Source organism: Ornithinibacillus liuyingii (assembly GCF_055550225.1).
The window spans coordinates 113,706-137,528 of the sequence record NZ_JBPWOS010000004.1; the positions used below are offsets into that span (position 1 = coordinate 113,706).

Annotated in this window: 19 protein-coding genes and 2 pseudogenes; 20 read left to right on the forward strand and 1 reads right to left on the reverse strand. The window is 35.8% G+C overall.

Annotation, left to right across the window (positions count from 1 at the left end; genetic code table 11):
- Window positions 1–8 precede the first annotated feature (8 nt).
- From ligA to ACSKT4_RS06765, 13 genes are all read left to right on the forward strand, one after another.
- Complete coding sequence (ligA, locus tag ACSKT4_RS06705) at window positions 9–2,018, forward strand: NAD-dependent DNA ligase LigA (RefSeq protein ID WP_465823063.1); 2,010 nt, start codon at window positions 9–11, stop codon at window positions 2,016–2,018.
- A gap of 14 nt (window positions 2,019–2,032) precedes the next feature.
- Entirely contained in the window at window positions 2,033–3,151 is a 1,119-nt protein-coding gene (locus ACSKT4_RS06710; protein ID WP_186869008.1) for a CamS family sex pheromone protein, read from the forward strand.
- Between the two features lie 151 nt (window positions 3,152–3,302).
- On the forward strand, window positions 3,303–4,850 hold the full coding sequence (gene pruA, locus ACSKT4_RS06715; protein WP_211742146.1) for an L-glutamate gamma-semialdehyde dehydrogenase: 1,548 nt from the start codon (window positions 3,303–3,305) through the stop codon (window positions 4,848–4,850).
- Between the two features lie 293 nt (window positions 4,851–5,143).
- Window positions 5,144–6,412 (forward strand): helix-turn-helix domain-containing protein, encoded by a 1,269-nt coding sequence (locus ACSKT4_RS06720; RefSeq protein ID WP_186869006.1) that lies wholly within the window; start codon window positions 5,144–5,146, stop codon window positions 6,410–6,412.
- A gap of 17 nt (window positions 6,413–6,429) precedes the next feature.
- Complete coding sequence (locus tag ACSKT4_RS06725; protein WP_186869005.1) at window positions 6,430–6,573, forward strand: hypothetical protein; 144 nt, start codon at window positions 6,430–6,432, stop codon at window positions 6,571–6,573.
- 429 nt (window positions 6,574–7,002) lie between these two features.
- Entirely contained in the window at window positions 7,003–8,517 is a 1,515-nt protein-coding gene (gene putP, locus ACSKT4_RS06730; RefSeq protein ID WP_465823064.1) for a sodium/proline symporter PutP, read from the forward strand.
- A 258-nt stretch (window positions 8,518–8,775) separates the two neighbouring features.
- Entirely contained in the window at window positions 8,776–9,066 is a 291-nt protein-coding gene (gene gatC / locus ACSKT4_RS06735; protein ID WP_186869003.1) for an Asp-tRNA(Asn)/Glu-tRNA(Gln) amidotransferase subunit GatC, read from the forward strand.
- A 12-nt stretch (window positions 9,067–9,078) separates the two neighbouring features.
- On the forward strand, window positions 9,079–10,545 hold the full coding sequence (gene gatA / locus ACSKT4_RS06740; protein ID WP_465823065.1) for an Asp-tRNA(Asn)/Glu-tRNA(Gln) amidotransferase subunit GatA: 1,467 nt from the start codon (window positions 9,079–9,081) through the stop codon (window positions 10,543–10,545).
- On the forward strand, window positions 10,545–11,975 hold the full coding sequence (gene gatB, locus ACSKT4_RS06745) for an Asp-tRNA(Asn)/Glu-tRNA(Gln) amidotransferase subunit GatB (protein WP_186869001.1): 1,431 nt from the start codon (window positions 10,545–10,547) through the stop codon (window positions 11,973–11,975). Before gatA ends, gatB begins: the two co-directional genes overlap by 1 nt.
- Before the next feature lie 197 nt (window positions 11,976–12,172).
- Window positions 12,173–14,197, forward strand: coding sequence for a methyl-accepting chemotaxis protein (locus tag ACSKT4_RS06750; protein ID WP_186869000.1), 2,025 nt, complete (start codon window positions 12,173–12,175; stop codon window positions 14,195–14,197).
- A 243-nt stretch (window positions 14,198–14,440) separates the two neighbouring features.
- Window positions 14,441–15,355, forward strand: coding sequence for a diacylglycerol kinase (locus ACSKT4_RS06755; RefSeq protein WP_186868999.1), 915 nt, complete (start codon window positions 14,441–14,443; stop codon window positions 15,353–15,355).
- Window positions 15,356–15,433: 78 nt separating this feature from the next.
- The gene (gene rlmD, locus ACSKT4_RS06760) at window positions 15,434–16,816 is read left to right on the forward strand and encodes a 23S rRNA (uracil(1939)-C(5))-methyltransferase RlmD (protein ID WP_186868998.1); all 1,383 of its coding nucleotides are present in this window, start codon (window positions 15,434–15,436) and stop codon (window positions 16,814–16,816) included.
- Between the two features lie 396 nt (window positions 16,817–17,212).
- Window positions 17,213–17,416, forward strand: a complete 204-nt coding sequence (locus tag ACSKT4_RS06765) for a hypothetical protein (protein ID WP_186868997.1) — start codon at window positions 17,213–17,215, stop codon at window positions 17,414–17,416.
- Between the two features lie 82 nt (window positions 17,417–17,498).
- On the opposite strand, the gene ACSKT4_RS06770 is transcribed toward ACSKT4_RS06765, so the two are convergent.
- Window positions 17,499–17,864 (reverse strand): winged helix-turn-helix transcriptional regulator, encoded by a 366-nt coding sequence (locus tag ACSKT4_RS06770; RefSeq protein ID WP_186868996.1) that lies wholly within the window; start codon window positions 17,862–17,864, stop codon window positions 17,499–17,501.
- A gap of 196 nt (window positions 17,865–18,060) precedes the next feature.
- On the opposite strand from ACSKT4_RS06770, the pseudogene ACSKT4_RS06775 reads away from it, so the two are divergent.
- From ACSKT4_RS06775 to ACSKT4_RS06805, 7 genes and pseudogenes are all read left to right on the forward strand, one after another.
- Window positions 18,061–19,078: pseudogene (locus ACSKT4_RS06775) on the forward strand (zinc-binding alcohol dehydrogenase family protein).
- 496 nt (window positions 19,079–19,574) lie between these two features.
- Entirely contained in the window at window positions 19,575–19,955 is a 381-nt protein-coding gene (locus ACSKT4_RS06780) for a hypothetical protein (RefSeq protein WP_186868995.1), read from the forward strand.
- Between the two features lie 76 nt (window positions 19,956–20,031).
- Complete coding sequence (locus tag ACSKT4_RS06785) at window positions 20,032–20,646, forward strand: G5 domain-containing protein (RefSeq protein ID WP_465823129.1); 615 nt, start codon at window positions 20,032–20,034, stop codon at window positions 20,644–20,646.
- 535 nt (window positions 20,647–21,181) lie between these two features.
- Complete coding sequence (locus tag ACSKT4_RS06790; protein ID WP_211742139.1) at window positions 21,182–21,598, forward strand: GIY-YIG nuclease family protein; 417 nt, start codon at window positions 21,182–21,184, stop codon at window positions 21,596–21,598.
- A gap of 86 nt (window positions 21,599–21,684) precedes the next feature.
- Window positions 21,685–22,236, forward strand: a complete 552-nt coding sequence (locus tag ACSKT4_RS06795; protein ID WP_186868994.1) for a hypothetical protein — start codon at window positions 21,685–21,687, stop codon at window positions 22,234–22,236.
- 422 nt (window positions 22,237–22,658) lie between these two features.
- On the forward strand, window positions 22,659–23,528 hold the full coding sequence (locus ACSKT4_RS06800; protein WP_465823066.1) for a PhzF family phenazine biosynthesis protein: 870 nt from the start codon (window positions 22,659–22,661) through the stop codon (window positions 23,526–23,528).
- A 1-nt stretch (window position 23,529) separates the two neighbouring features.
- Window positions 23,530–23,786: pseudogene (locus tag ACSKT4_RS06805) on the forward strand (hypothetical protein); the annotation flags it as partial.
- Window positions 23,787–23,823: the final 37 nt, after the last annotated feature.

Genomic DNA, 23,823 nt, shown 5'->3' on the forward strand with positions numbered 1-23,823 from the left:
TTGTGGAAATGGATAAGGCCACGGCACAGGAAAAAATAGAGTCCTTAAAAAATTTATTAAATCAATATGCACATGAATATTATGTGTTAGATAATCCCTCTATTTCGGATTCAGAATATGACAAAATGTTAACTGAACTTCAAACGCTAGAAGCGGAATTTCCGGAATTCATAACAAGTGACTCTCCTACCCAACGAGTTGGAGGAGAACCATTAGAAGGATTTCAAAAGGTACAGCATACTATACCTATGCTTAGTCTTGGTAATGCATTTAACGAGCAAGATCTTCGTGATTTTGCTCGTCGTGCAAGCCAAGGAACCGATAAACCAATTTCCTTTGTTTGTGAGCTTAAAATAGATGGACTTGCTATTTCACTTACATATGAAGATGGTAAGTTTGTCCGAGGAGCAACCCGAGGAGATGGGACAACAGGGGAGGAAATTACAACGAATCTCCGAACAATCAAAAGTATTCCACTTTCAATAAAGGAAAAACAAAAAATTGAAGTTCGCGGAGAGGCATATATGCCACACAAATCGTTTCTAGCTCTCAATAAACAACGGGAGGAAGATGGATTAGAATTATTTGCTAATCCGAGAAATGCAGCTGCAGGTTCGTTAAGACAACTAGACCCGAAAATTGCTGCATCCCGTAATTTAGATGTGTTTTTATATGGGATTGGCGAGTGGGAAGCAGACCAGGTCTCCTCTCACAGTGAACGTCTAAAGCAGCTAAAAGAGCTTGGATTCCGAACCAATCCGGAATGGAAGAAATGCGACACGATCGAAGAAGTGTTAGCCTATGTAGAGTATTGGACAGCAGAACGCCCTAATCTACCATATGAAATTGATGGGATAGTTATCAAGGTGGATGATTTACAAATCCAGGAAGAGCTTGGTTTTACAGTCAAAAGTCCACGTTGGGCTATCGCTTATAAATTTCCAGCAGAAGAGGTTGTCACTCGACTAAAAGATATTGAATTAAGTGTAGGTCGTACTGGTGTGGTAACACCGACAGCGATATTAGACCCAGTAAGAGTGGCAGGTACAACGGTTCAACGTGCCTCCTTACATAATGAGGACTTAATTCGAGCTAAAGATATCCGAATCGGTGACACAGTAGTAATCAAGAAGGCAGGGGACATTATTCCTGAAGTTGTTCGTGTTCTACCTGAACAACGTACTGGAAGTGAACAACCATTTTATATGCCAGAGAAATGTCCTGCATGTGGTAGTGAATTAGTACGACTAGAAGAAGAGGTTGCCTTACGCTGTATCAACCCTAATTGCCCTGCACAGCTTCAAGAAGGTCTGATTCATTTCGTATCAAGAAATGCCATGAACATTGATGGTCTAGGTGAAAAAGTCATTAATCAATTATTCCGTGAAGGATTAATTCATACAATTGCTGACCTTTATCGTCTAGAGCGGGAAGAATTGCTTAAGCTTGAACGGATGGGTGAAAAATCTGTTGATAATCTATTGAGCGCTATTGAAGCCTCCAAAGCCAATTCCCTAGAGCGGTTACTATTTGGACTAGGAATTCGCTTTATCGGAGCTAAGGCAGCGAAAACGTTAGCAACAGAATTTGAAACGATGGATAAATTACAGCAAGCGACATATGAGGAATTAATCGCTGTAGATGAAATTGGCGATAAGATGGCTGACTCCATAGTGCAATACTTTGCTGAAGAAAAAGTAACTGCTTTAATTAATGAATTAAAAGAGCTTCAAATAAATATGGAATATAAAGGGCCGAAGCGAGTTGAAGTAAGTCTCGATTCAAATCCATTTGCTGGTAAAACGTTTGTATTAACTGGAAAAATGGAGCAAATGTCACGGCCAGAAGCGAAAGAGCGTATTGAAGCCTTGGGTGGTAAGGTGACTGGAAGTGTTAGTAAAAAAACAGATGTCGTAGTCGCTGGAGAAGACGCTGGTTCGAAGTATGATAAAGCAGTTGAACTTGAGATTACGATTTGGAATGAGGAAGAATTTATTGATAGGCTAGAAGGCGAATAAGGAGGGATGGCACCTTGAAAAAAATAAGTATATTCCTATTAAGCATACTTGTTCTACTAACAAGTTGTGTACCAGGGTTAAATAATAAGGACGATGAATTGTTACAAACGGAAGAACAACCAACGGGACAGCCTTCTATTGTACCAACCTATAAGCTTTCGGATGAAGAGTACAGCGTAGTTTTACCGTACAGAACGAGTAAAGCGAGAGGGGTTACTACACACCAAATGGCGGATAACCGTCTTGATATCGATGAATTGGAACAAGGGCTAATGAGGCATTCGAAGGAATATTTTGATCCGAGTCAATATTATTTTGAAGAAGGTCAATATTTGGATAGTACAACCGTATATGAGTGGATTGATGAATTGAATCCAAAAGTTAAAACGAATGCAGAAGTGGACGATTATCGAGAAAACCCGAGATATTTGACGCATATCCTAGAGCAAAACTTTTTAAAGAGAAATGAAGATAAAACAGTGGAATTGGTAGGGATGTCGATTGGTTTAGCGATGAAATCCCAGTACCGCTTTCAAACGGAAATAGGCGGACCATATTATTATGAACCGATTACAGAGAAAGAAATGCTCGCAGAGGGTGAAAAGTTCGCTCAAACAATTTTAGAACGGATTAGAGAGATTGACGGCCTACAAAATGTACCAATTATGTTTGCCATCTATAGGGAAGAGAAACAGGGTTCAGCAGTACCAGGGAACTTTGTTGCGAAAACGTATGTTAAAGAAGGCGATAGGAAGATTAATGATTGGGGAATGATTGATGAAGAATATATTTTATTCCCATCAAGTGAAGCAGAAGAAAAGTATTTTGATGATGCCCAAATTGTGAATTCATTTGGTAAAGATATAGCAGACTTTTTCCCGAATTATGTTGGATACATCGGTGAAGGATTTTATGTCAATGGACAATTGCAGAAGTTAACTATTGAAGTGCCAATTGAATTCAATGGGAAGGCAGAGATAGTTGGATTTGCGCAATATACGTATGGATTGGTTAAGGATGAGTTTCCAAATAACTATGATATCGAAATTAAAATAACCTCAAGTGATCGGTTAGAGGGCTATATTTATCGTGAAGCTGGAGAACAAAATCCAATTGTTCATATGTTCAATTAGTAAGATGTTTGAAGCAAAGCTGATATTACGTTAGAATAAGGGGTGGATATATTCCACTCCGTTTTCTGCGATATATTGTATATTAGACTCCTAAGATAGATTAATAAAACGGTAGGAATAAATTGGATTACAATATGGGAGGTTTTAATTTATGGTAGTACCTTACAAGCATGAGCCATTTTTGGACTTTACAGTTGAAGAGAATAAGCAACAAATGCTAGATGCAATCGCAAAGGTTGAAGCTGACCTAGGGAAAGAATATCCACTCATTATTGGTGGAGAGCGCATCTTTACAGAAGATAAGATTGTGTCCGTGAATCCGTCTAATAAAGAGGAAGTAATCGGGTATGTATCAAAAGCTAATAAAGAACTAGCAGAAAAAGCAATGAAAGTTGCTGATGAAAGATTCCAAAATTACTGGAGAATTTCTGATCCTAAGTTCCGTGCAGATATCTTGTTCCGTGCAGCTGCCATTGTACGTCGTCGCAAGCATGAATTCAATGCGCATCTTGTAAAAGAAGCTGGTAAGCCTTGGAAGGAAGCAGATGGTGAAACTGCAGAAGCCATCGACTTTTTAGAGTTTTATGGTCGTCAAATGCTTAAACTAAAAGATGGTATGCCAGTAAATAGCCGTCCTATCGAGCATAACCGTTTTGATTACATTCCATTGGGAGTAGGATTAGTTATTTCTCCTTGGAATTTCTCATTTGCAATTATGGCAGGAACTGCAGTTGCTGCAATGGTAACTGGTAATACAGTTTTATTAAAGCCAGCAAGTGTAACACCAGTTGTTGCTTATAAATTTATGGAAGTACTTGAAGAAGCTGGTATGCCAGCAGGTATTATTAACTACATTCCTGGTCCTGGTAGTGAAGTTGGGGATTACTTAGTTAATCACCCACGTACACGCTTTATTAGTTTCACAGGTTCACGTGAAGTTGGACTAAATATTTTTGAAAACGCAGCGAAAATTCAACCAGGTCAAATTTGGTTAAAACGTACTATCCTAGAAATGGGTGGTAAAGATACGATTGTGGTAGATAAAGAAGCTGATCTTGAACTAGCAGCTCAATCTATTGTACAATCTGCATTCGGCTTCTCAGGACAAAAATGTTCTGCATGCTCTCGTGCAGTCATTCATGAGGATGTATATGATCAAGTCAAAGATCGTATTGTTGAATTAACGAAAGAATTAACTGTTGGTGATCCAACTGAAAATCTATACATGGGACCAGTTATTGACCAAGGTTCTTACGATAAGATTATGAAATACATTGAAATCGGTAAGGAAGAAGGTAACTTACTAGTTGGTGGTACTGGTGATGATTCTAAAGGCTGGTTTATTAACCCAACTGTAATTGCTGATCTTGATCCAAAAGCTCGTATCATGCAAGAAGAAATCTTTGGACCAGTTGTTGGTCTAACAAAAGCAAAAGATTTCACAGAAGCAATCGAGATTGCTAATAATACAGAATTTGGACTAACGGGTGCCGTAATCACGAATAATCGTGAGCATCTAGAACAAGCACGCAGAGACTTCCATGTTGGAAACTTATACTTCAACCGTGGATGTACTGCTGCAATCGTTGGTTACCAACCATTCGGTGGATTTAATATGTCAGGTACAGATTCAAAAGCAGGTGGACCTGACTATCTAATCCAACATATGCAAGGTAAAACAACTTCTGAAATGTTATAATCATGAAGCCTCTTTCCATTAGTCGAAAGAGGCTTTTTTTACAGACCTATGAAAATTAGGAAAAAACTATACATGCAAAGATAACTTTATGACAAGAAACGACAAAATTCATCAAAACGAATTGGATTTTTTCATCATAACTTTCCTACTTTCCTCATTTTAGGAAAGTAGGAAAGTTTTTTGGGCTTTATTAGTACTTTTTACCCCCAACTTTCCCAATATGAAAATTCAAAAAATATGCTATTATATAATTAACAAATAGAAATAGAGGCAAATGGTAGGAGGAAATTAACGTGGAAATCGGCTCCTTTATCAAATTACAGCGTGTCAAAAAAGGAATGACACAGGAAGAACTAGCAGAGGGAATTGTTTCTATGAGCTATTTGTCTAAGATAGAAAATCTTCGAGCTGAAGCAAGTCCTGAAGTAGTTAGTATGCTATGTACCCGCCTTGGTATTGAGTTGGACGGGGGACACAGTAATACTATCAAGGAAAAATGTGAGCAATGGTTTAATATGCTATATGAAGTAAACGACAAAGAGGAAATAGTAGAAAGATTTAATGAACTTTGTGAGTTGTTAGCAGTAGTTCGATCTGATAGTGTAATGCTATTTGAAATACATAAAATAAGATATTATCTCATCATGGGAGAAGTAGAAAATGCACTAGAACAAATAAATAGCTTAAACGAAGTATCTAGTAACTTTGATAGTTTACAACAATATTACTGGTTTAAGTTTAGAGGTAATTATAGTTCAACCAATGGCGAATATAATCAGGCAATGAGGATGTATAAACTTGCAGAAGAAAAAATTAATCATCTACACCTAGCTGAGGAAGAAGTTGCTGATTTGAATTATATCATAGCTATAACGCATAGCAAGCTATTGAATATCTTAGAAGCTATTGAATACTCTAATAGAGCAATCGACATCTTTCAAAAAGCATATAACTTTATGCGATGCGCACAATGCCATATTGTTCTGGGGATTTCTTATAGAAGAATTAAAATGTATGAAAAAGCTATAAAGCATTATAATTTGGCAAGGCATCTTGGAGAATTAAACAAGAATATTCAAGTTATCCAATTAACGAATCAAAATTTGGGTTACCTGTATGCAACAATTGGTGATTCAAAGGAAGCAATAAAATGTTTTACTGAGGTCGTTCACAATGAAGAAATTCAAATAAATGAAAGATTAATTGGTATTACCAATTTAATCAAAGAGTATTATAAAATTCAAAGTTTCGAACAAGCAAAATTAGCAATAGAAAAAGCAAGGACCTTATTAAAGGAACTTCCAAAAAATAACATTAATTATAAGTTATATGACTATCTTATACACACTTATTTATATGCTATAGATGGTCATGATGAACAATTTGTATGGATAGTAACAGAGGAATTTATACCTTATCTACAAAAGAGAAAAGATTATCTAAACCTAATCTTATTTGCTAACATGCTAGCTAAACACTTTGAAAGTGTAGGAAGGTATAAAGACTCTGTAAAATACTATAAACTTGCAAACCTCACTTATGAGGGAGTAGTAAATCTATAAGGGAGGAGGGTTAATTAATGAAAAAACTAATTGCTTCACTAGCGTTAGGTACTCTGTTAATGGGAGGATTTTTCTTTATGCAAGATCAACAAACAGATTTAGCACATGGCGAGTCTGAACCAAGTATTTTTAAAATGTCTAGTTTTGAAGTAAACTTCTAATCTAAAAGTCAATTTACTTAAGCTTGTCAGTAATCTATGTTTTTTACCCTATTACTATATGATAGATTTGCCTGAAGTGGTGAAAGCTACCTCAGGTCTTTTTTTGTGTTTACAAACTTTTTTCGCAGAAAACCGACAATTTTCTTATTGTAACATTATTTGGAATATTATACAAAAATTTTGATTCATTAATGGAATGTAAACATTTTATGTTATTATAAATGAAAGAGTTGAACCTATATTGGGATATAGAGATAGATATTAAATGATATATTACATATGTATTCCAATAAACTAGCATCCAAAAAGAAAGGGGTTACAAAAATGGAGATTGATGGATTAACTTGGTTCTGGTTGTTTGTACCTATGCCTTTACTTATTATATTTTCAACTATTTCACTCATTACGAACAAAAGGAGGAATTAATTGATGAATACAACAGTCTTATTGACGTTTATTTTTTATTTAATTGGGATGCTTGCTATCGGTATTGTCATGTACCGTAGAACAAATAATTTATCGGACTATGTGTTAGGTGGTCGTAAACTAGGACCTGCAGTTGCTGCCCTTAGTGCTGGAGCATCAGATATGAGTGGTTGGCTATTACTAGGACTACCAGGTGCAATTTATTTATATGGTTTAGGGGAAGCGTGGATTGCTGTCGGACTTGCAACTGGTGCTTACTTAAACTGGCAATTTGTTGCAAAACGTTTACGTGTATATACAGAGGTTTCCGAAAACTCTATTACGCTACCAGACTTCTTGGAACACCGTTTTAAAGATAATTCTCACCTCTTACGTGTTATCTCTGCGCTAGTTATCTTGCTATTCTTTACCTTTTATACATCATCTGGTATGGTTGCGGGTGCAACATTATTTGAAGCCTCATTTGGATTAGACTATCAAGCAGCATTATGGATCGGAGCTCTTGTAGTGGTTTCCTATACTTTCTTAGGCGGATTTTTGGCTGTTGCTTGGACAGACTTTTTCCAAGGAGCACTTATGTTAGTAGCAATTATTGCCGTACCAATAGTAGCAATTAATAATATTGGTGGCTGGGATAAAGCGGTCGAAGCAGTAGGTGCAATAGATCCTGGACATTTAAGCATGATTACTGGTGTCGGAACCATGGCGATTATTTCCTCACTTGCTTGGGGATTAGGTTATTTTGGACAACCACATATTTTGGTTCGCTTCATGGCCCTTCGTTCTCCAAAGGATGCACCTAAAGCTAGATTTATCGGTACTACTTGGATGATTCTAGGTCTTTATGGTGCGATTTTCACAGGTTTTGTAGGATTAGCATTTATTAGTACACAAGACCCTGCATATTTAGGTGACTATGGGATTAAGGTTATTTCAGAGAATGGCGTTCAAATGCTAGACAATCATGAGGTAATCTTTATTGCCTTCTCTCAATTATTATTTAATCCAGTTATTTCTGGTATTCTATTAGCAGCAATCTTATCAGCTATTATGAGTACGATTGACTCGCAATTACTAGTTTCTTCTTCAGCTGTGGCAGAGGATTTCTATAAAGCAATTCTTCGCAAGAAAGCTTCAGAAAAAGAACTTGTATGGGTAGGAAGAATCGCAACCGTAGTAATTGCCTTGGTAGCAACCATTATCGCTATTAACCCAGAGGCGTCAGTGCTTGATTTAGTTGGGTATGCATGGGCTGGCTTTGGTGCAGCATTTGGACCAACTATTATACTAGCATTGTTCTGGAAAGGAATTACTCGTTGGGGGGCATTAGTTGGGATTGTATTAGGTGCTGCTACGGTAGTAATATGGGGCAATATGAAAGGTGGAATTTTTGACCTATATGAAATCGTACCTGGTTTCGTTCTTAATTTATTGGCTGCTGTGATTATTAGTTTACTTAGCAAGCCAAGTCCTGAAATGGAAAAAGAATTTGATGAAGTACAAGCACAATTAAAGTAAAATAGAGTATATTCTAAAGCCACTCCTGTTATTTTGGGGAGTGGCTTCTCTAATATATCCCTGATATTTGCCTATACCTAATAAATTCTGCTATTATCAATAGTATTGTAGAAGTTTTTTTAGATATAAGGAAAAGTAAAGTGCGCCTGCTCCTGTGACGGTATAGATGCAGAAATCTGCTAGTCTTGGTGACCGAACTACAACATCCTGGATTAGATTATCTTTACTTTTAAAAAAATATATATGGAGGTGCGGAAAATGGCAGAAATCAATAAAGAGCAAGTAAAGCACGTAGCAAATTTAGCACGTCTTGAAATTTCAGAGCAAGAGGCAGAAATGTTTACGGAACAATTAAGTTCTATTATAAAGTTTGCTGAACAATTAAATGAAATAGATACAGATGGAATTGAGCCGACCACACACGTACTGGACTTGAAAAACGTGATGCGTAAGGACGAGCCTAGACAGTGGATTACAAGAGAAGATGCATTGAAGAATGCACCAGATCAACAGGATGGGCAGTTCCGTGTACCATCAATTTTAGAATAAGGAGGGAAAAACATGTCACTATTTGACCATAGTATTAAAGAAATCGAGGCAAAATTACATAATAAAGAAATAACAGTTAGTGACCTTGTTGATACTTCTTATAAACGTATTCATGAAGTAGAAGATAAGGTTCATGCTTTTCTAACGTTAGATGAAGAAAATGCCAGAGCAAAAGCGAAAGAATTAGATTCTAAAACGGATGCTACTGCTAAATTATTCGGTATTCCAGCAGGTATTAAGGATAATATCGTTACAAAGGGACTACGCACGACTTGTGCAAGTCAGTTTTTACGTAATTTTGAGGATCCGCTATATGATGCAACGGTAGTAGAAAAATTGAATCAAGAGAAATCTGTAACGATTGGTAAGCTGAATATGGACGAATTTGCAATGGGTTCATCCAATGAAAACTCAGGCTTTACCCCTACCCGTAATCCATGGAATACAGATTATGTACCTGGTGGATCAAGTGGTGGATCTGCAGCGGCAGTAGCAGCAGGAGAGGTTCTATTCTCCTTAGGTTCGGATACTGGTGGCTCGATTCGTCAGCCGGCAGCGTTCTGTGGAGTAGTTGGATTAAAGCCTACATATGGACTAGTATCTCGTTTTGGACTAGTGGCATTTGCATCTTCCCTAGACCAAATTGGCCCACTAACTCGAACAGTAGAAGATAATGCACGTGTATTAGAAGTTATCGCAGGTCATGACCCTATGGATTCTACTAGTGCAAATGTAGAAGTTCCATCTTATACAGAAGCATTAACTGGTGATGTAAAAGGCTTAAAGATTGCTGTTCCAAAAGAATATTTAGCTGAAGGGGTAAACCCAGAAGTAAAAGAAGCAGTCTTAGCTGCATTAAAGGTGTATGAATCATTAGGTGCAACATGGGATGAGGTTTCATTACCACATTCTAAGTATGCAGTAGCAACGTATTATTTATTATCTTCATCTGAGGCATCTGCTAACCTTTCCCGCTTTGACGGAGTTCGTTATGGCGTTCGTTCTGAAAACGCAGAAAACATGATTGATATGTTTAAGAAGTCTCGTAGTGAAGGATTTGGTGAAGAGGTTAAACGTCGTATCATGTTAGGTACCTTTGCACTAAGCTCAGGTTACTATGATGCATATTATAAAAAAGCACAAAAGGTTCGTACATTAATTAAAAATGACTTTGAGAAAATTTTCGAAGAATATGATGTTGTAATTGGACCTACAACGCCAACACCAGCATTTAAGGTGGGCGAGAAAATTAATGATCCATTAACGATGTATGCGAATGATATTTTAACGATTCCAGTAAATTTAGCTGGCGTACCAGGAATTTCAATCCCATGTGGCTTATCTCCTGAAGGTCTTCCGATTGGGTTGCAAATTATCGGTAAGCATTTTGACGAACGTACTGTATTCCGCGCTGCGCATGCATTTGAACAAGCAACAGATCATCATACAAAACGACCTCAAATAGGAGGTGCAAACTAATGAATTTTGAAACGATTATTGGTCTAGAAGTACACGTAGAGCTTAAAACAAAATCAAAAATCTTTAGTCCTAGCCCAAACGCATTTGGAGCAGAACCGAATACTAATGTGAACCCAATTGACCTTGGCTATCCGGGTGTTCTTCCAGTGTTAAATGAAGAAGCGGTAAACTTTGCCATGAAGGCTGCAATGGCGCTTAATTGTGAAATTGCAACACATACAAAATTTGACCGTAAAAACTACTTCTATCCAGATAACCCAAAGGCATATCAAATTTCTCAATTTGATCAACCGATTGGTGAGCATGGTTGGATAGAAATCGAAGTAGGCGGCAAGAAAAAGAAAATTGGGATTACACGTGTCCACTTAGAAGAGGATGCTGGTAAGCTAACCCATGGTGAAGATGGTTATTCCTATGTTGACTTTAACCGACAAGGTACGCCACTGATTGAGATTGTATCAGAGCCAGATATGCGCACACCAGAAGAAGCATATGCTTATCTAGAAAAGCTTAAAACAATCATTCAGTACACCGGAGTTTCCGATGTGAAGATGCAAGAAGGCTCCCTTCGTTGTGATGCGAACATTTCTCTTCGACCATATGGTCAAGATAAGTTCGGAACGAAAACAGAATTAAAAAACTTGAACTCTTTTGCTTTCGTACAAAAGGGATTGGAGTTTGAAGAAAAACGACAAGAAAAAGTATTATTATCTGGTGGAGAAATCCTTCAAGAAACACGTCGATTTGATGAGAAAACGAAAGAAACCATTTTAATGCGTGTAAAGGAAGGTTCCGATGATTATCGTTACTTCCCAGAACCAGACCTAGTACCGCTTTATATTGATGAGGCATGGAAGGAACGTATCAAGAATGAAATTCCTGAGCTCCCTGATGCGCGTAAACAACGCTACATCACAGACCTAGGATTACCAGAATATGATGCAGCAGTATTAACAGGATCAAAAGAAATGGCAGATTTCTTTGAAGAAACGATTCAAAATGGTGCCGATATCAAGCAAGCATCTAACTGGTTAATGGGTGAAGTTTCTGGATACATGAACAAGCACTATAAAGAGTTACACGATTTAGCTTTAACCCCAGAATCTCTAGGGAAAATGATTAATTTAATTGAAAACGGCACGATTTCCTCTAAGATTGCGAAGAAAGTCTTTGCTGAACTAGTAGAAAAGGGTGGAGATCCAGAGGAAATTGTTAAAGCGAAAGGTCTTGTTCAAATTTCAGATGAAGGCCAATTACGTGAAGTAATAACAGGTATTTTAAATGAAAACGAACAATCCATTATTGATTACAAAAATGGTAAAGACCGTGCACTTGGATTCCTAGTAGGACAGGTAATGAAAGCGACCAAAGGACAAGCAAATCCACCAATGGTTAATAAGATTTTAATTGAAGAAATGAATAAACGATAAATTTGGTAATATATTCCTAAGTCTGTAGAATGCATATTCTGCAGGCTTTTTTGCTGTGAAGACGACTATTTAAGTAAACTAATGTAATTATTCCACTTTTCGCATTAGTTTTACTATCGCAAAAAGGATTAATAAATGGTTCTATAGTCCGATATAGTCACTATGAAAACATATACATCATTATAGGAGGGTACACATTGAAAGGGAAAAAGCAAAACAAGGCAAAAGTGGTTAAAAGCGGCCGTTCATTAAGTTTACGAAATAGGCTTATTATTTCATTCTTAGTCATCCTATTAATTCCAAGTATAGCTATAGGAGCGATTTCTTTTCAAAGCTCAAGTGGTAGTGTAGAAAAAAATATGATTGAATCTGCACAAAAAAATGTTAGTATCATGAAGCAAACAGTCGATCGATTTGTTCAAGATCAGATGGATGTGGTGAATTATTTAGCTAATACCATCATCACGACAGATATCAAAAATGATCATGATGAAAGAACTAGGGACATATTAGACGAAATACAGAATTCTAAGAGTGCTGTATACGAACAAATTTATGTTGGGACACAAACAGGGGAATTTATGAATTCGCCTTCATCGTTTCAAAATCCCCCAGATTATGATCCGAGAAAACGTCCATGGTACGAGCAGGCTATTGCTGATAGAGGAAATGTTGTTGTAACAGACCCATATGTATCATCATCCTCTGGTGAGATTGTTGTGACAATTGCCAAAGTGACAGCGGATAATAATGGAGTAGTTGGGGTAAATCTAGAGCTAGGAGCTCTAACTGATATTATTAACTCGGTTACCATTGGTGAGGAAGGGTATATGTTCCTATTAGACGGAACGAAAAAATATATTACACACCCTAGCAATGAAGCTGGATCAGAAGCAACTGAACCACTATTCGATCGATTATTTGAAGCTAACAACGGGCAGTTCAGCTATGATCTAGATGGAGATGAAAAACAATTAGCCTTTGATACTAGTGAACTAACTGGTTGGAAAATTGTGGGGACAATGTTTAATAGTGAAATCGTACAAGGAGCAAAACCAATCTTAAATACGACCTTGATTGTCATTGGGGTATCGTTATTATTAGGTGCGATTATCATCGTCTTCATTATTCGTTCTATTTCTAAACCAATCACGCAATTGGTCGATGCAAGTAATACAATGAGTCAGGGCGACTTAAGTGTAACAATTGATTTAAAACGTAACGACGAATTAGGAACATTGGCGCAAGCGTTTAATAAGATGCGTGAAAACTTAAATGAAGTTATTCTGCAAGTAAGAGATAAATCGATTAGCTTAGCTGCTGCTGCAGAACAACTAAATGCAAGCACTGAACAAAACACATCAGCCACAGAGCAAATCTCCACATCGGTTCAAGAGGTTGCTCAAGGTATGGAAAATCAAAATAGTAGTATTTCACAAAGCTCTAAACTAGCAAATGAAATGGCTGAGTCTATTTATCAGATCGCATCAAGCTCTAATGATGTTTCTAACACAGCTACAGATGCTATGTCTGCGGTAACAGAAGGAAATAATGCATTAGGTACAACTATTACACAGATGGAGTTCATTAAGCAAAATACGCATGAGCTTTCTAGTAATATTGAAGGCCTTGGAAAACTATCTGAACAAATTAGTAATATTGTTGACGTTATTACCGATATCTCTGAACAAACGAATTTACTAGCATTAAATGCGGCAATAGAGGCAGCTAGAGCGGGAGAGCATGGTAAAGGTTTCGCTGTTGTAGCAGATGAGGTTCGTAAGCTGGCAGAACAATCTTCTAACTCAGCTGACCAAATTAAAGATGTAATCGTAACAATCCAAACAGAAACGATTAATACAGTTAAATCTATGGAAACAGCAACAACAGAAGTAGATAAAGGAATCGATATTGCCAATAATGCTGGAGCATCATTTAAGAATATTACTGGTTATGTAGATACTATCACCAATCAAATTATGCGTGTTAGCTCAGAAATTCAGGAAATATCTTCAGCTACAGAGCATTTTAACAATACATTCCAAGAAGTTGCATCAATTGGGGACGCGATTTCCGATGAAGCACAAAATGTTTCTGCAGCGACCCAACAGCAATTAGCATCCATGGAAGAAATCGCAGGCTCTGCAGCTTCGTTAACAAATGTCGCAGAGGAGCTTCAACAAGTAGTAGAAAACTTTAAACTAGCAAATAAAGAAAATTAAGAGGTTTGTTAGACATATAACTATCTATAATGATAGGCTGTCGGGTATTTTCGGCAGTCTATTTTTCTATTTAAAAAGCAAGAATTTAACTATTTGTAAGACTAATTTTTACGTAAAGCTTTTCAAAACTATAAATTATGGCTATGATAGTAATGCATGTAAAATTATCCAAATACGAAAAGAGATACTAATATAGATATTTAATGCATAATGTAAAGTAGCATTGGAGAGGGGACATGTATGATGAAGAGGGCCCGTATAATCTATAATCCAACTTCTGGAAGAGAGGCTTTTAAGAAAGAATTGCCTGCCGTTCTAGAAAAATTGGAATTAGCGGGGTATGAAGCATCAGCACATGCTACAACCGGTGAAGGTGATGCAACAAATGCAGCTAGACTAGCGGTTGAGCGAAAGTATGATATTGTCATAGCTGCTGGTGGAGACGGTACAATAAATGAGGTTATAAATGGACTAGCTGAGCAGGAATATCGACCAAAATTGGGCGTTATCCCGGTAGGTACGACGAATGATTTTGCCAGAGCGTTAACCATTCCTCGTGATAGTATTCAAAAGGCAGTGGATGTGATTATCGAGGATAAAACAATGCTTCTAGATATTGGAAAAGTAAATAGTCAATACTTTATAAATATAGCTGGTGGCGGAAAACTGACAGAACTAACTTATGATGTACCAAGTAAACTAAAAACAATGTTAGGTCAACTAGCCTATTATGTAAAAGGAATTGAGATGCTTCCGTTTTTAAAGCCTGCTCCTGTTAAGATAGAGTATGATGGAAATAAGATTGAAGAGGATATTATGCTATTCTTAATTTCGAATACAAACTCGGTAGGTGGATTTGAAAAACTGGCACCGGACGCTTGTCTAAATGATGGCTATTTTGACTTGTTAATTTTGCGGAAGACTAATCTTGCAGAATTTGTACGGATCGCTAGTTTAGCACTAAGGGGAGCCCATTTAGAGGATAGTCACGTGATTTATACGAAGGCTAAGCATATAAAGGTTGTTCCGGAGGATAAAATGCAGCTCAATATTGATGGGGAATATGGTGGCTTACTGCCAGGTGAATTCTACAATCTCCAGCAACATATTGAGTTCTTTGTACCAGAATCCTATTTAAATAGGGAGACTACTGAATAATAGGTAGTCTCCTTTGTTTATTCCGTGTCAAGCTGATAAGATAGAATTCAACAATAGAACGTAAAGGAAGATACATATATGGCAAAACAAGCTCCTGTAAAAAAGAATGAAACGGTAACGATTCGTTTTGAGGATTTAACCCATGAAGGAAATGGCGTTGGAAAAATCGAAGGGTATCCATTATTTGTACCTTATGGCTTGCCTGGAGAAGAGGCAATTGTAAAAGTAGTAAAGGTTAATAAGAACTTTGGTTTTGGTAAGCTTTTAGAAGTGAAGAATCCAAGCCCTGAGCGTGTAGAGCCACCATGTGATGTGTTTTATAAATGTGGTGGATGTCAAATTCAACACATGAGTTATAACCTTCAGCTATCGATGAAACAACAACAAGTTAAAAACGTGATGCGTAAAATAGCCCATCTCGAACATGTACCTGTTCATCCAACCATTGGAATGGAAGATCCTTGGCGCTATCGAAATAAAGTAGCAATTCCAGTTGGGGAAAAAGACGGCGAATTAATAACAGGATTCTATCAGATGCGCAGCCACCAGATTATTGAAGATATGGATACCTGTATTGTACAAGAGGACTTGAATGATCGAATGGTTGAAGCAGTCAGAAGGATTGCAGGCAGAGTCGGTATTGAGGCATATGATGAAAAAAGTCATACAGGTGTACTAAGACATATTATGGTTCGAACTGGTCAAGAAACAAAGGAAACGATGGTTGTTATCATTACGCGAACGAAGGAGCTTCCTCATGCAAAGGAATTCATTCGTGAACTAACAGAAACATATCCTAATGTTAAGTCGATCATTCATAATATTAATCCAGCACGTACCAATGTGATTCTTGGCGAGAAAACGAAGGTTCTTTGGGGACAAGAGTATATTTACGATTCTATCGGTTCGATTCGCTTTGCTATTTCGGCTAAGTCGTTTTATCAGGTCAACCCTACTCAGACGAAAAGACTTTATGAAAAGGCGTTAGAATACGCTGCAATAGGTGAAGAAGATACTGTAATTGATGCCTATTGTGGTATTGGAACAATTTCTCTATTCTTAGCGCAAAAAGCAAAGAAAGTATATGGGGTAGAAGTTGTACCAGAAGCGATAGAAGACGCACGAGTGAATGCGAAATTAAATGGCATGACCAATACCGAATTTGAAGTTGGTACTGCCGAAGAAGTGATGCCAAGATGGAAGGAAGAAGGATTAAAACCAGATGTAATTGTTGTCGACCCACCTCGCAAAGGCTGTGATGAAGGATTGTTAAATGCCATGATTGAAATGGGACCGAAGCGGATTGTTTATGTGTCCTGTAATCCTTCGACCTTAGCACGGGATTTACGTGTTTTGGAAGATGGTGGTTACGAAACAAAGGAAGTTCAGCCTGTAGATATGTTTCCTCAGAGTATGCATATTGAGAGTGTGGTTTGGTTGGAGAAGAGGTTGTCTAATTAAAATAAACATCTCTCAGTTAAAATAAATATTTCCGATTCAGATCCGGTTTTTGTGAAAATAGACATTTCCGAATTCCGGGTCTTTTTATACCAAAACCCTTGTAAATTCCCCTCGAACCTGCATTTCACCGTTGCCGTTTTAAATAAAGTAATGCTTAGAAAATCCCATTTTCTCATTTTTTTGCATAAAAAATTCACGTTTTTGGGTCACTTTATTAAATAAGCTGAACAAGGTAAAAAGCTATAATAATGAGCATTAGATTTGTTCTATTAATATAACTTTTTTATACCAACATTTATAATTCATGTATACTAAATAGTAGGAAGTTAATTGCATATAGTACTTTTCACCAAATTAACATATACAATTTTATATTAATTAGGAGTTGAAAAACGTATGGTAGAGATATCAAATTTTCACGTTACAAATATAATTATTAGTGTGCTGGCTCTGCTTTTAATAGTGTTTCTAATTTATATTTTAATATATAAATTAGTAAAAAGGTTAGTAAATGTAGGATTAGACTCTAATAAAAAAATTAAGGAATTAGAGAACAGGATTCGTCAATTAGAAGAAAAAGATAATATAACTCCTGAATAATGGCTACGTATTTTATTACCAATACTAGAAATCGGATTGAATAGCAACTTTATCTCCTTTTTATCTTTTCTTTAATCTTAATTTAGTTCGCTTTTGTTTTTCGTTTGCTTTCTTGTAAGAATTCTTTGTAATTTTCTCCCCATTCATTCATTAGAGAAATAATGGGTTCTAGCGTTCTTCCAAACTCAGTTAATGAGTATTCAACTTTAGGAGGCATTTCAGGATAAACTTCTCGATGAACAATTCCATCATCCTCAAGTTCTCTTAATTGGAGAGATAACATTCGTTTTGTAATACCAGGCATTAATCTACTGAACTCATTAAATCTCTTCTCTCCATCCAATAAGTAAAACAAAATGACTCCTTTCCATTTACCTCCAATCACATCAAGAGTTCCTTCAACCGGGCATCCTTCAGGGCATCCATAACCTTTCTTTCGGTTTCTCATCTGTACTCATACCTTTCCCATTTCTATTTCTTCATTAGTAACATAATTGATATCAGATTACAAGAATGCCAGTATATACTCCTTTCATTTTTCCTTAGTAGTAACATAGTTGATACCAGATTACAAGAATGTGCGTACTTACTATATTAATTCTAATTTCTTATAATAAACATGAATAAAATAGGAGGGCTTTTAAATGAAGGCAGTTGGATTATATAAATATTTACCTATTGAAAAGGAGGAAAGTTTGATAGATGTCCAAGTAGAAAAGCCGACACCAACAAAAAGAGATATACTTGTTAAAATTAAAGCTATTTCGATTAATCCGGTAGATGTAAAGGTTCGTGCTTCAAAAAATAAGGAAGAAAAAGAACCGAGGATTCTAGGTTGGGATGCAAGCGGAGTGGTAGAAGAAATTGGATCAGATTGTACAATATTTAAACCTGGAGATGAAGTCTATTATTCTGGTGACCTAACACGGCCAGGGACATATAGTGAATATCATTTAGTTGATGAAAGAATTGTTGGATTAAAACCAAAGTCATTAAATTTTGCTCAATCAGCTGCTTTACCATTGACATCTATAACTGCATGGGAAAGTTTATTTGACCGATTAATGATTGATATAAATAGCCACCAGGAAAATCAATCTAAGCGTGTTCTAATTGTCGGTGGAGCTGGGGGAGTTGGATCAATAGCTATTCAATTAGCTAAATTGGCAGGTTTACAGGTTATTGCCACAGCATCCAGAGAGGAGAGTAAGCAATGGGTGAATAAATTAGGTGCAGATTATACCATTAATCATCACGAAAACTTTCGAACTCAACTAGAAGAATACAATATAAAGGGTGTTGAGTACATTTTATGTTTAAATGAAACAGAACAGCATTGGCAAAACATGGCTGATATTATTTTACCTCAGGGAAGAATTTGTTCTATTGTAGAAATGGATAATCCTATCGACCTTACAGCTTAAAAAAAATAAAAGTGTAACGTTTGCTTGGGAATTTATGTTTACAAGATCCATGTATAAAACAACAGATATGATAAAACAACATGAACTATTATCAAAACTTAGTAAACTAATAGATGAAGGGAAAGTACAAACAACCCTAACAGAATTACTTAGACCAATTAATGCTGAAACGATACGAAAAGCACATAAAATAGTGGAAACCGGAAGTATGATTGGTAAAGTAGTAGTCGAGGATTAAGATGCCTCAGTGCACAACTTACCTATTCCCTAAAATGAAAATTTGGTATTCAGAGCGGGAAGGTAGTGAGAAGCAAATAGAATAGGTAAACTAATTTACTCATTCGGATTTCTAAATTCTAAAACAATACATTTCGGGCTGGGTCCTATATCGGGTCCAGTTTTTTCTTTGTCTAATTCCCCAATTCCTTACACAATAAGGGTTCAGTGGGATAGACCCAGTTTCTGAATCGCCCTCTAGTAGAGAGTTGTGAGAATGGAATAAAGAACTAACAAGAGAATTAAGTCGGATGCGGAACCGTCCCTTTAGTATATATAAGTTATTTCACTGATGTAAATAGGAGTTTTACAAATAGACTTTATGAGTAACTTTGGAGAGGTAATTTCTCAACAGCATCATGATTTTAAAGGGATATAACCTCCATTAATCCTACTAAAATAAACAGGTAAAATGACCGATATAATAGTTAACATATACAGAAAGAAGTTGTGACATCATGAATAGGAAAAAATGGTTTATAGGAATTATTTCATCCATTAGTGTTATTTTGTTAATAGGTTTACTTACATGGAGCAGCTTAGGAGAGAATGATACCAATACAGCTTCTAAGACTGCTAATAAAACAGTAACTAAAGAAACATCAAAAAATGAAGATAGTGAGAAAGAAAAGTTAGATGGAAAGGATAAAGATGTAGAAAACACTAAAGAAGAGGAAGAATCCAAGACAGAAGAGTCTAGCTCTAGGACTGATAAAAAAGAGGAAGAAACAAAGAAAACTGTAACGGAAATAGAAGATGGCACGAAAACAACCGCTACGAAATCTACAGGTAATAATCCAAAAGGTATAGTTAAAGTAGAAAAAAATACAAAAAACTGAAATTAAACAGGAGACGAAAACGGGAAGCAACACTTCTTCTAACAGTGGCTCAAACAACAACAGTACTAAGGATAGCATAACAACGAAAACAACAACTACGACCGAATCGATTGCTTTTAAAACCATAAGACAAAACGATAGCTCACTTGAAAAGAGAAAAGAAGTTGTTGCACAAAACGGTCAAGACGGAGTCAGAACTATCACATATAAAGAAACATACACGAACGGAAAGTTGACTTCCAAAGAACAAGTTTCTTCTAAAGTAACCAAAAATCCAGTTGATAAAATTATCAAAGTAGGAACAAAAGAGCCTCAACCAACGAAACTATCTGTATCTGAAGCTCATAGTATTTTAGGTGGAAGCGGTATGACAAAAAGCGGAGACACTTATACTTTGAGGCTAAGTGATGTGACAGATGTGATGGTGAAAGTAGGTAGTAATGGTGTAAGTAGTATTACTTTTAATGGAGCATCTTATATTCCGTGGAAAGGTATATCTAAAGAAGAAATGATTGAGATTTTTGGAAAGGAAGAAGGAACTAAAGAGTATGAATGGATGAAAGGACAAGCCGCTAAAATAGAGAAGGCTGTTCGGGCTGCCGCAAATGCTGTTTATAGTAGTGGAACATCACAAGCCAACAGCCTGTATAATCAAATTATCAACAGTAATTCGTATAGTAAATCTTTTTAAGTTAAAGAGAACTCAAAATAAGAGTTCTCTTTTTTGCAATTAAACCATTATCGAACATGAATATTTTCTAGAAAAAAGCAGGTGTCACGTTCACTTCACTAATAAGAAGTGAAATGGTAGAGACTTTCAAAAATAGTCTATGAAAAGATAAATTAGTGATATAATATTCAAAAAACTTGTCAAAATGCACTAAAAAGGTAGTTGCTTCATGAGTTAATTCATCAAATTATAACAGATGAGAATCGTAAATTTGAAAGTGTTCAAATTAGTTAAATAATGAAGTGTTTGATGAACAAAAATTAGGAATAGGAGATTTATCTATGGATGAATCTCTTGCTCCTTTTCTGTTTAGTAGCTATTTACAGGGTTATAAATGGAATAGTTAGTATTTATAAAAAAAGATATAATTGAAGTAAAATAGTTCTTTTTTTGGGGTGGTTGTGCTTAAGTAAGAGTTGTTCACGGTATGAAATCAAAAGTATTTTTATATACTTCGTTACATTACAAAAAATCGGTGTTAAATAGGGGGATACAATTGAAAGAAACAAATATGAATATTACCATTGAATTTTTTCAAAGAGATTTAATTCCAGCAATCGGTGCAGGTATTTATGAAATTAGTGTATGTAAAAATGATAAATCTAAGATTCTTTATATAGGTGAATCAGTTTTTGTTTTAGTACGATGTGCATCTCATTTATATGAATTAAATAAGGATCCGAAATATTTTGGATTTAACGAAGATACAATCAGAGACTCAAGTGTAAAATTAAGATTTAGATTACTTGAAAAGGTTAATGAAAGAGATTTAAGAAAGAAAAGAGAAAAGGAATTAATCAAAGAGAAAGCACCTTTGACTCAAAGTGGAATTAGTGATTATCAAAAAAGTGTAGAAGATAAAGTTTCAGCACTCACAAAATTCTTGAATTCAAGTTGTTTTACTAATCTATAAATTATAATGGATACGATGTAGTCTAGAACTAGATAAGAAAATGATACTGTAAGTGGTATTTCCTTTAGCACTAGGGAGGTAAGAATATGTTAAAAAATACTAATACATCATCTGAGAGAATAGTTTATAAAAGGGCAGTAGAGTGGTTAATAAGAAACTACAGTGCAATAAAATTAATGGATCCAGAATCTAGACATACCTTTCATAATAGTACGAATTTTATTCAAGGCTTCGTGTATAGATGCTTAAGGTCCTCAGCAAGAGAAACTTTAGATATAAATTATGATTGGAATAGTATAGGAGTGCATAAATACATTACCCCCATATCGTTAGAAATGTACGAAAGTAATAAGAAAACTTCATACATAAAGGAACACGTAGTATGCAAAAACATATATTTCAAAGATATAATCAAAGAATTAAAAAAAGAGTCCCCGGATGAAGATGCCATCGGTAATATCCTATTAAAGTATTACTTTACAGCTCTTATAACCAAAGAAGAGGATAATAAATTAGATGAAAAAGGGTTAAGAAGGGTAATGTGTGTAAATGGAGAATGGGATTATGAAAGTGTGTTTATTAGGTATGAAACAGCAGGGATCGAATTAGTGGAAAATCCATACTATGTTTTAAAGTAGAGAAACAAAATTAGGTTAAAGAAAGAAGAGCTATTCTTGTTGAGTCATACGGATAGTGAATTTAGGAGTTTATCATATGATATAAGCGAGTCTTATAAAAAGGAATCCTTTTTTAAAAGGGAGAACAGAAATTTTATATAGTATCATCAAAGATTATCATCAAATAGTAAGTCAGCCTGATAATGATATCCATTCAGTTTTTATTGCAGAAGAAATGATGAGTGGGTAGAGAAAGCATGGTCAAATATAAAGGTTAATTTATGTGCGTTTGCTTTAGGCTTGGTTCAGATAAACAAATAACTTGGCGTTACAAAGAGTGTGGGCATATTTTGGAAATCTCCATAAAAACTGCTAAAGTTGAAAAAAGTAAAGTCATAGAATAATGTGCATAGTTGATAAAATCTGCTTAGGAGAATAAAAAAATGAAGTTAAAAGTATATACAGTAAATTCATTTGCTAAAACAATAGAAGGGGGTAATCCAGCCGGAGTTGTGCTTGATGCGGATTCTTTATCAGATGAAAATATGAAAAAGATTGCAGGTGCAATTGAGTTTAGTGAGACTGCCTTTGTCATGAAGTCAGAATCAGCACATTTTAAAGTAAGATTTTTTACCCCTGAAGAGGAGGTAGAACTTTGTGGACATGCTACCATCGCAACATTTTATGTACTCTTAAGTAAGGGTTTAATCAAGCCTGGAGTATTTCTTCAAGAAACGAAGGCGGGAATTTTAAGTGTGGAGGTAAAGGAAGATTCATCTATTATGATGGAACAAAACGCTCCAGGTTTTTATGAGATTGTAAATAAAAAGGAAATAGCTGATTCCTTGAACATTACTGAAAATGAAATGATAGATATACTTCCGGTGCAAGTCGTTTCAACTGGCCTCAGGGATATACTTATTCCTGTAAAAAGTATCGACATATTAAATTCAATTAAACCAAATTTTGAAGAAGTATCCCAAATTAGCAGTAAATATAATGCTATAGGATATCATGTTTTTACACTTGAATCGCTATTTGGCTCCCATGCTTATTGCAGCAATTTTGCTCCATTATATGGTATACGTGAGGAGGCAGCTACTGGTACGTCCAATGGAGCTCTTGCATGTTATCTATACAAGTACGGAAACACCAAAACGAAATGTGATCACCAATTTGTAATGGAACAGGGTTATTCAATGAAAAAGCCTTCAGAGATAATAGTGGAATTAATAGTTGAGGGACTAGAAGTAATTGGAGTCAAAGTTGATGGAAAGGTATTGAATTTATCGGAAATTGAAGTGGAAATATGAACCCATTACAGATGATACTATAGGGTATACAACATTCTTCCTTTTCCAAATTAAGTGCAAGAAGACCAATGATTATACAGCGTATTTTAGAGATAGGCATTCACATTTATCAATGTTGAAGACTGAACAAGCTAAGGTGCTGGGGGTGTGTCATCAATGTCTGTAAATAGAGATTGGAAAGGTATATCGGAGAAGTTAATGAAGCTAGCCGATTTAGAGGAGAATTTTAGATTGGAGCTGTTAAAAGGCGGCTACTAATTATAGTGATTTTTATTTAACAAACGAGTGCGATTTA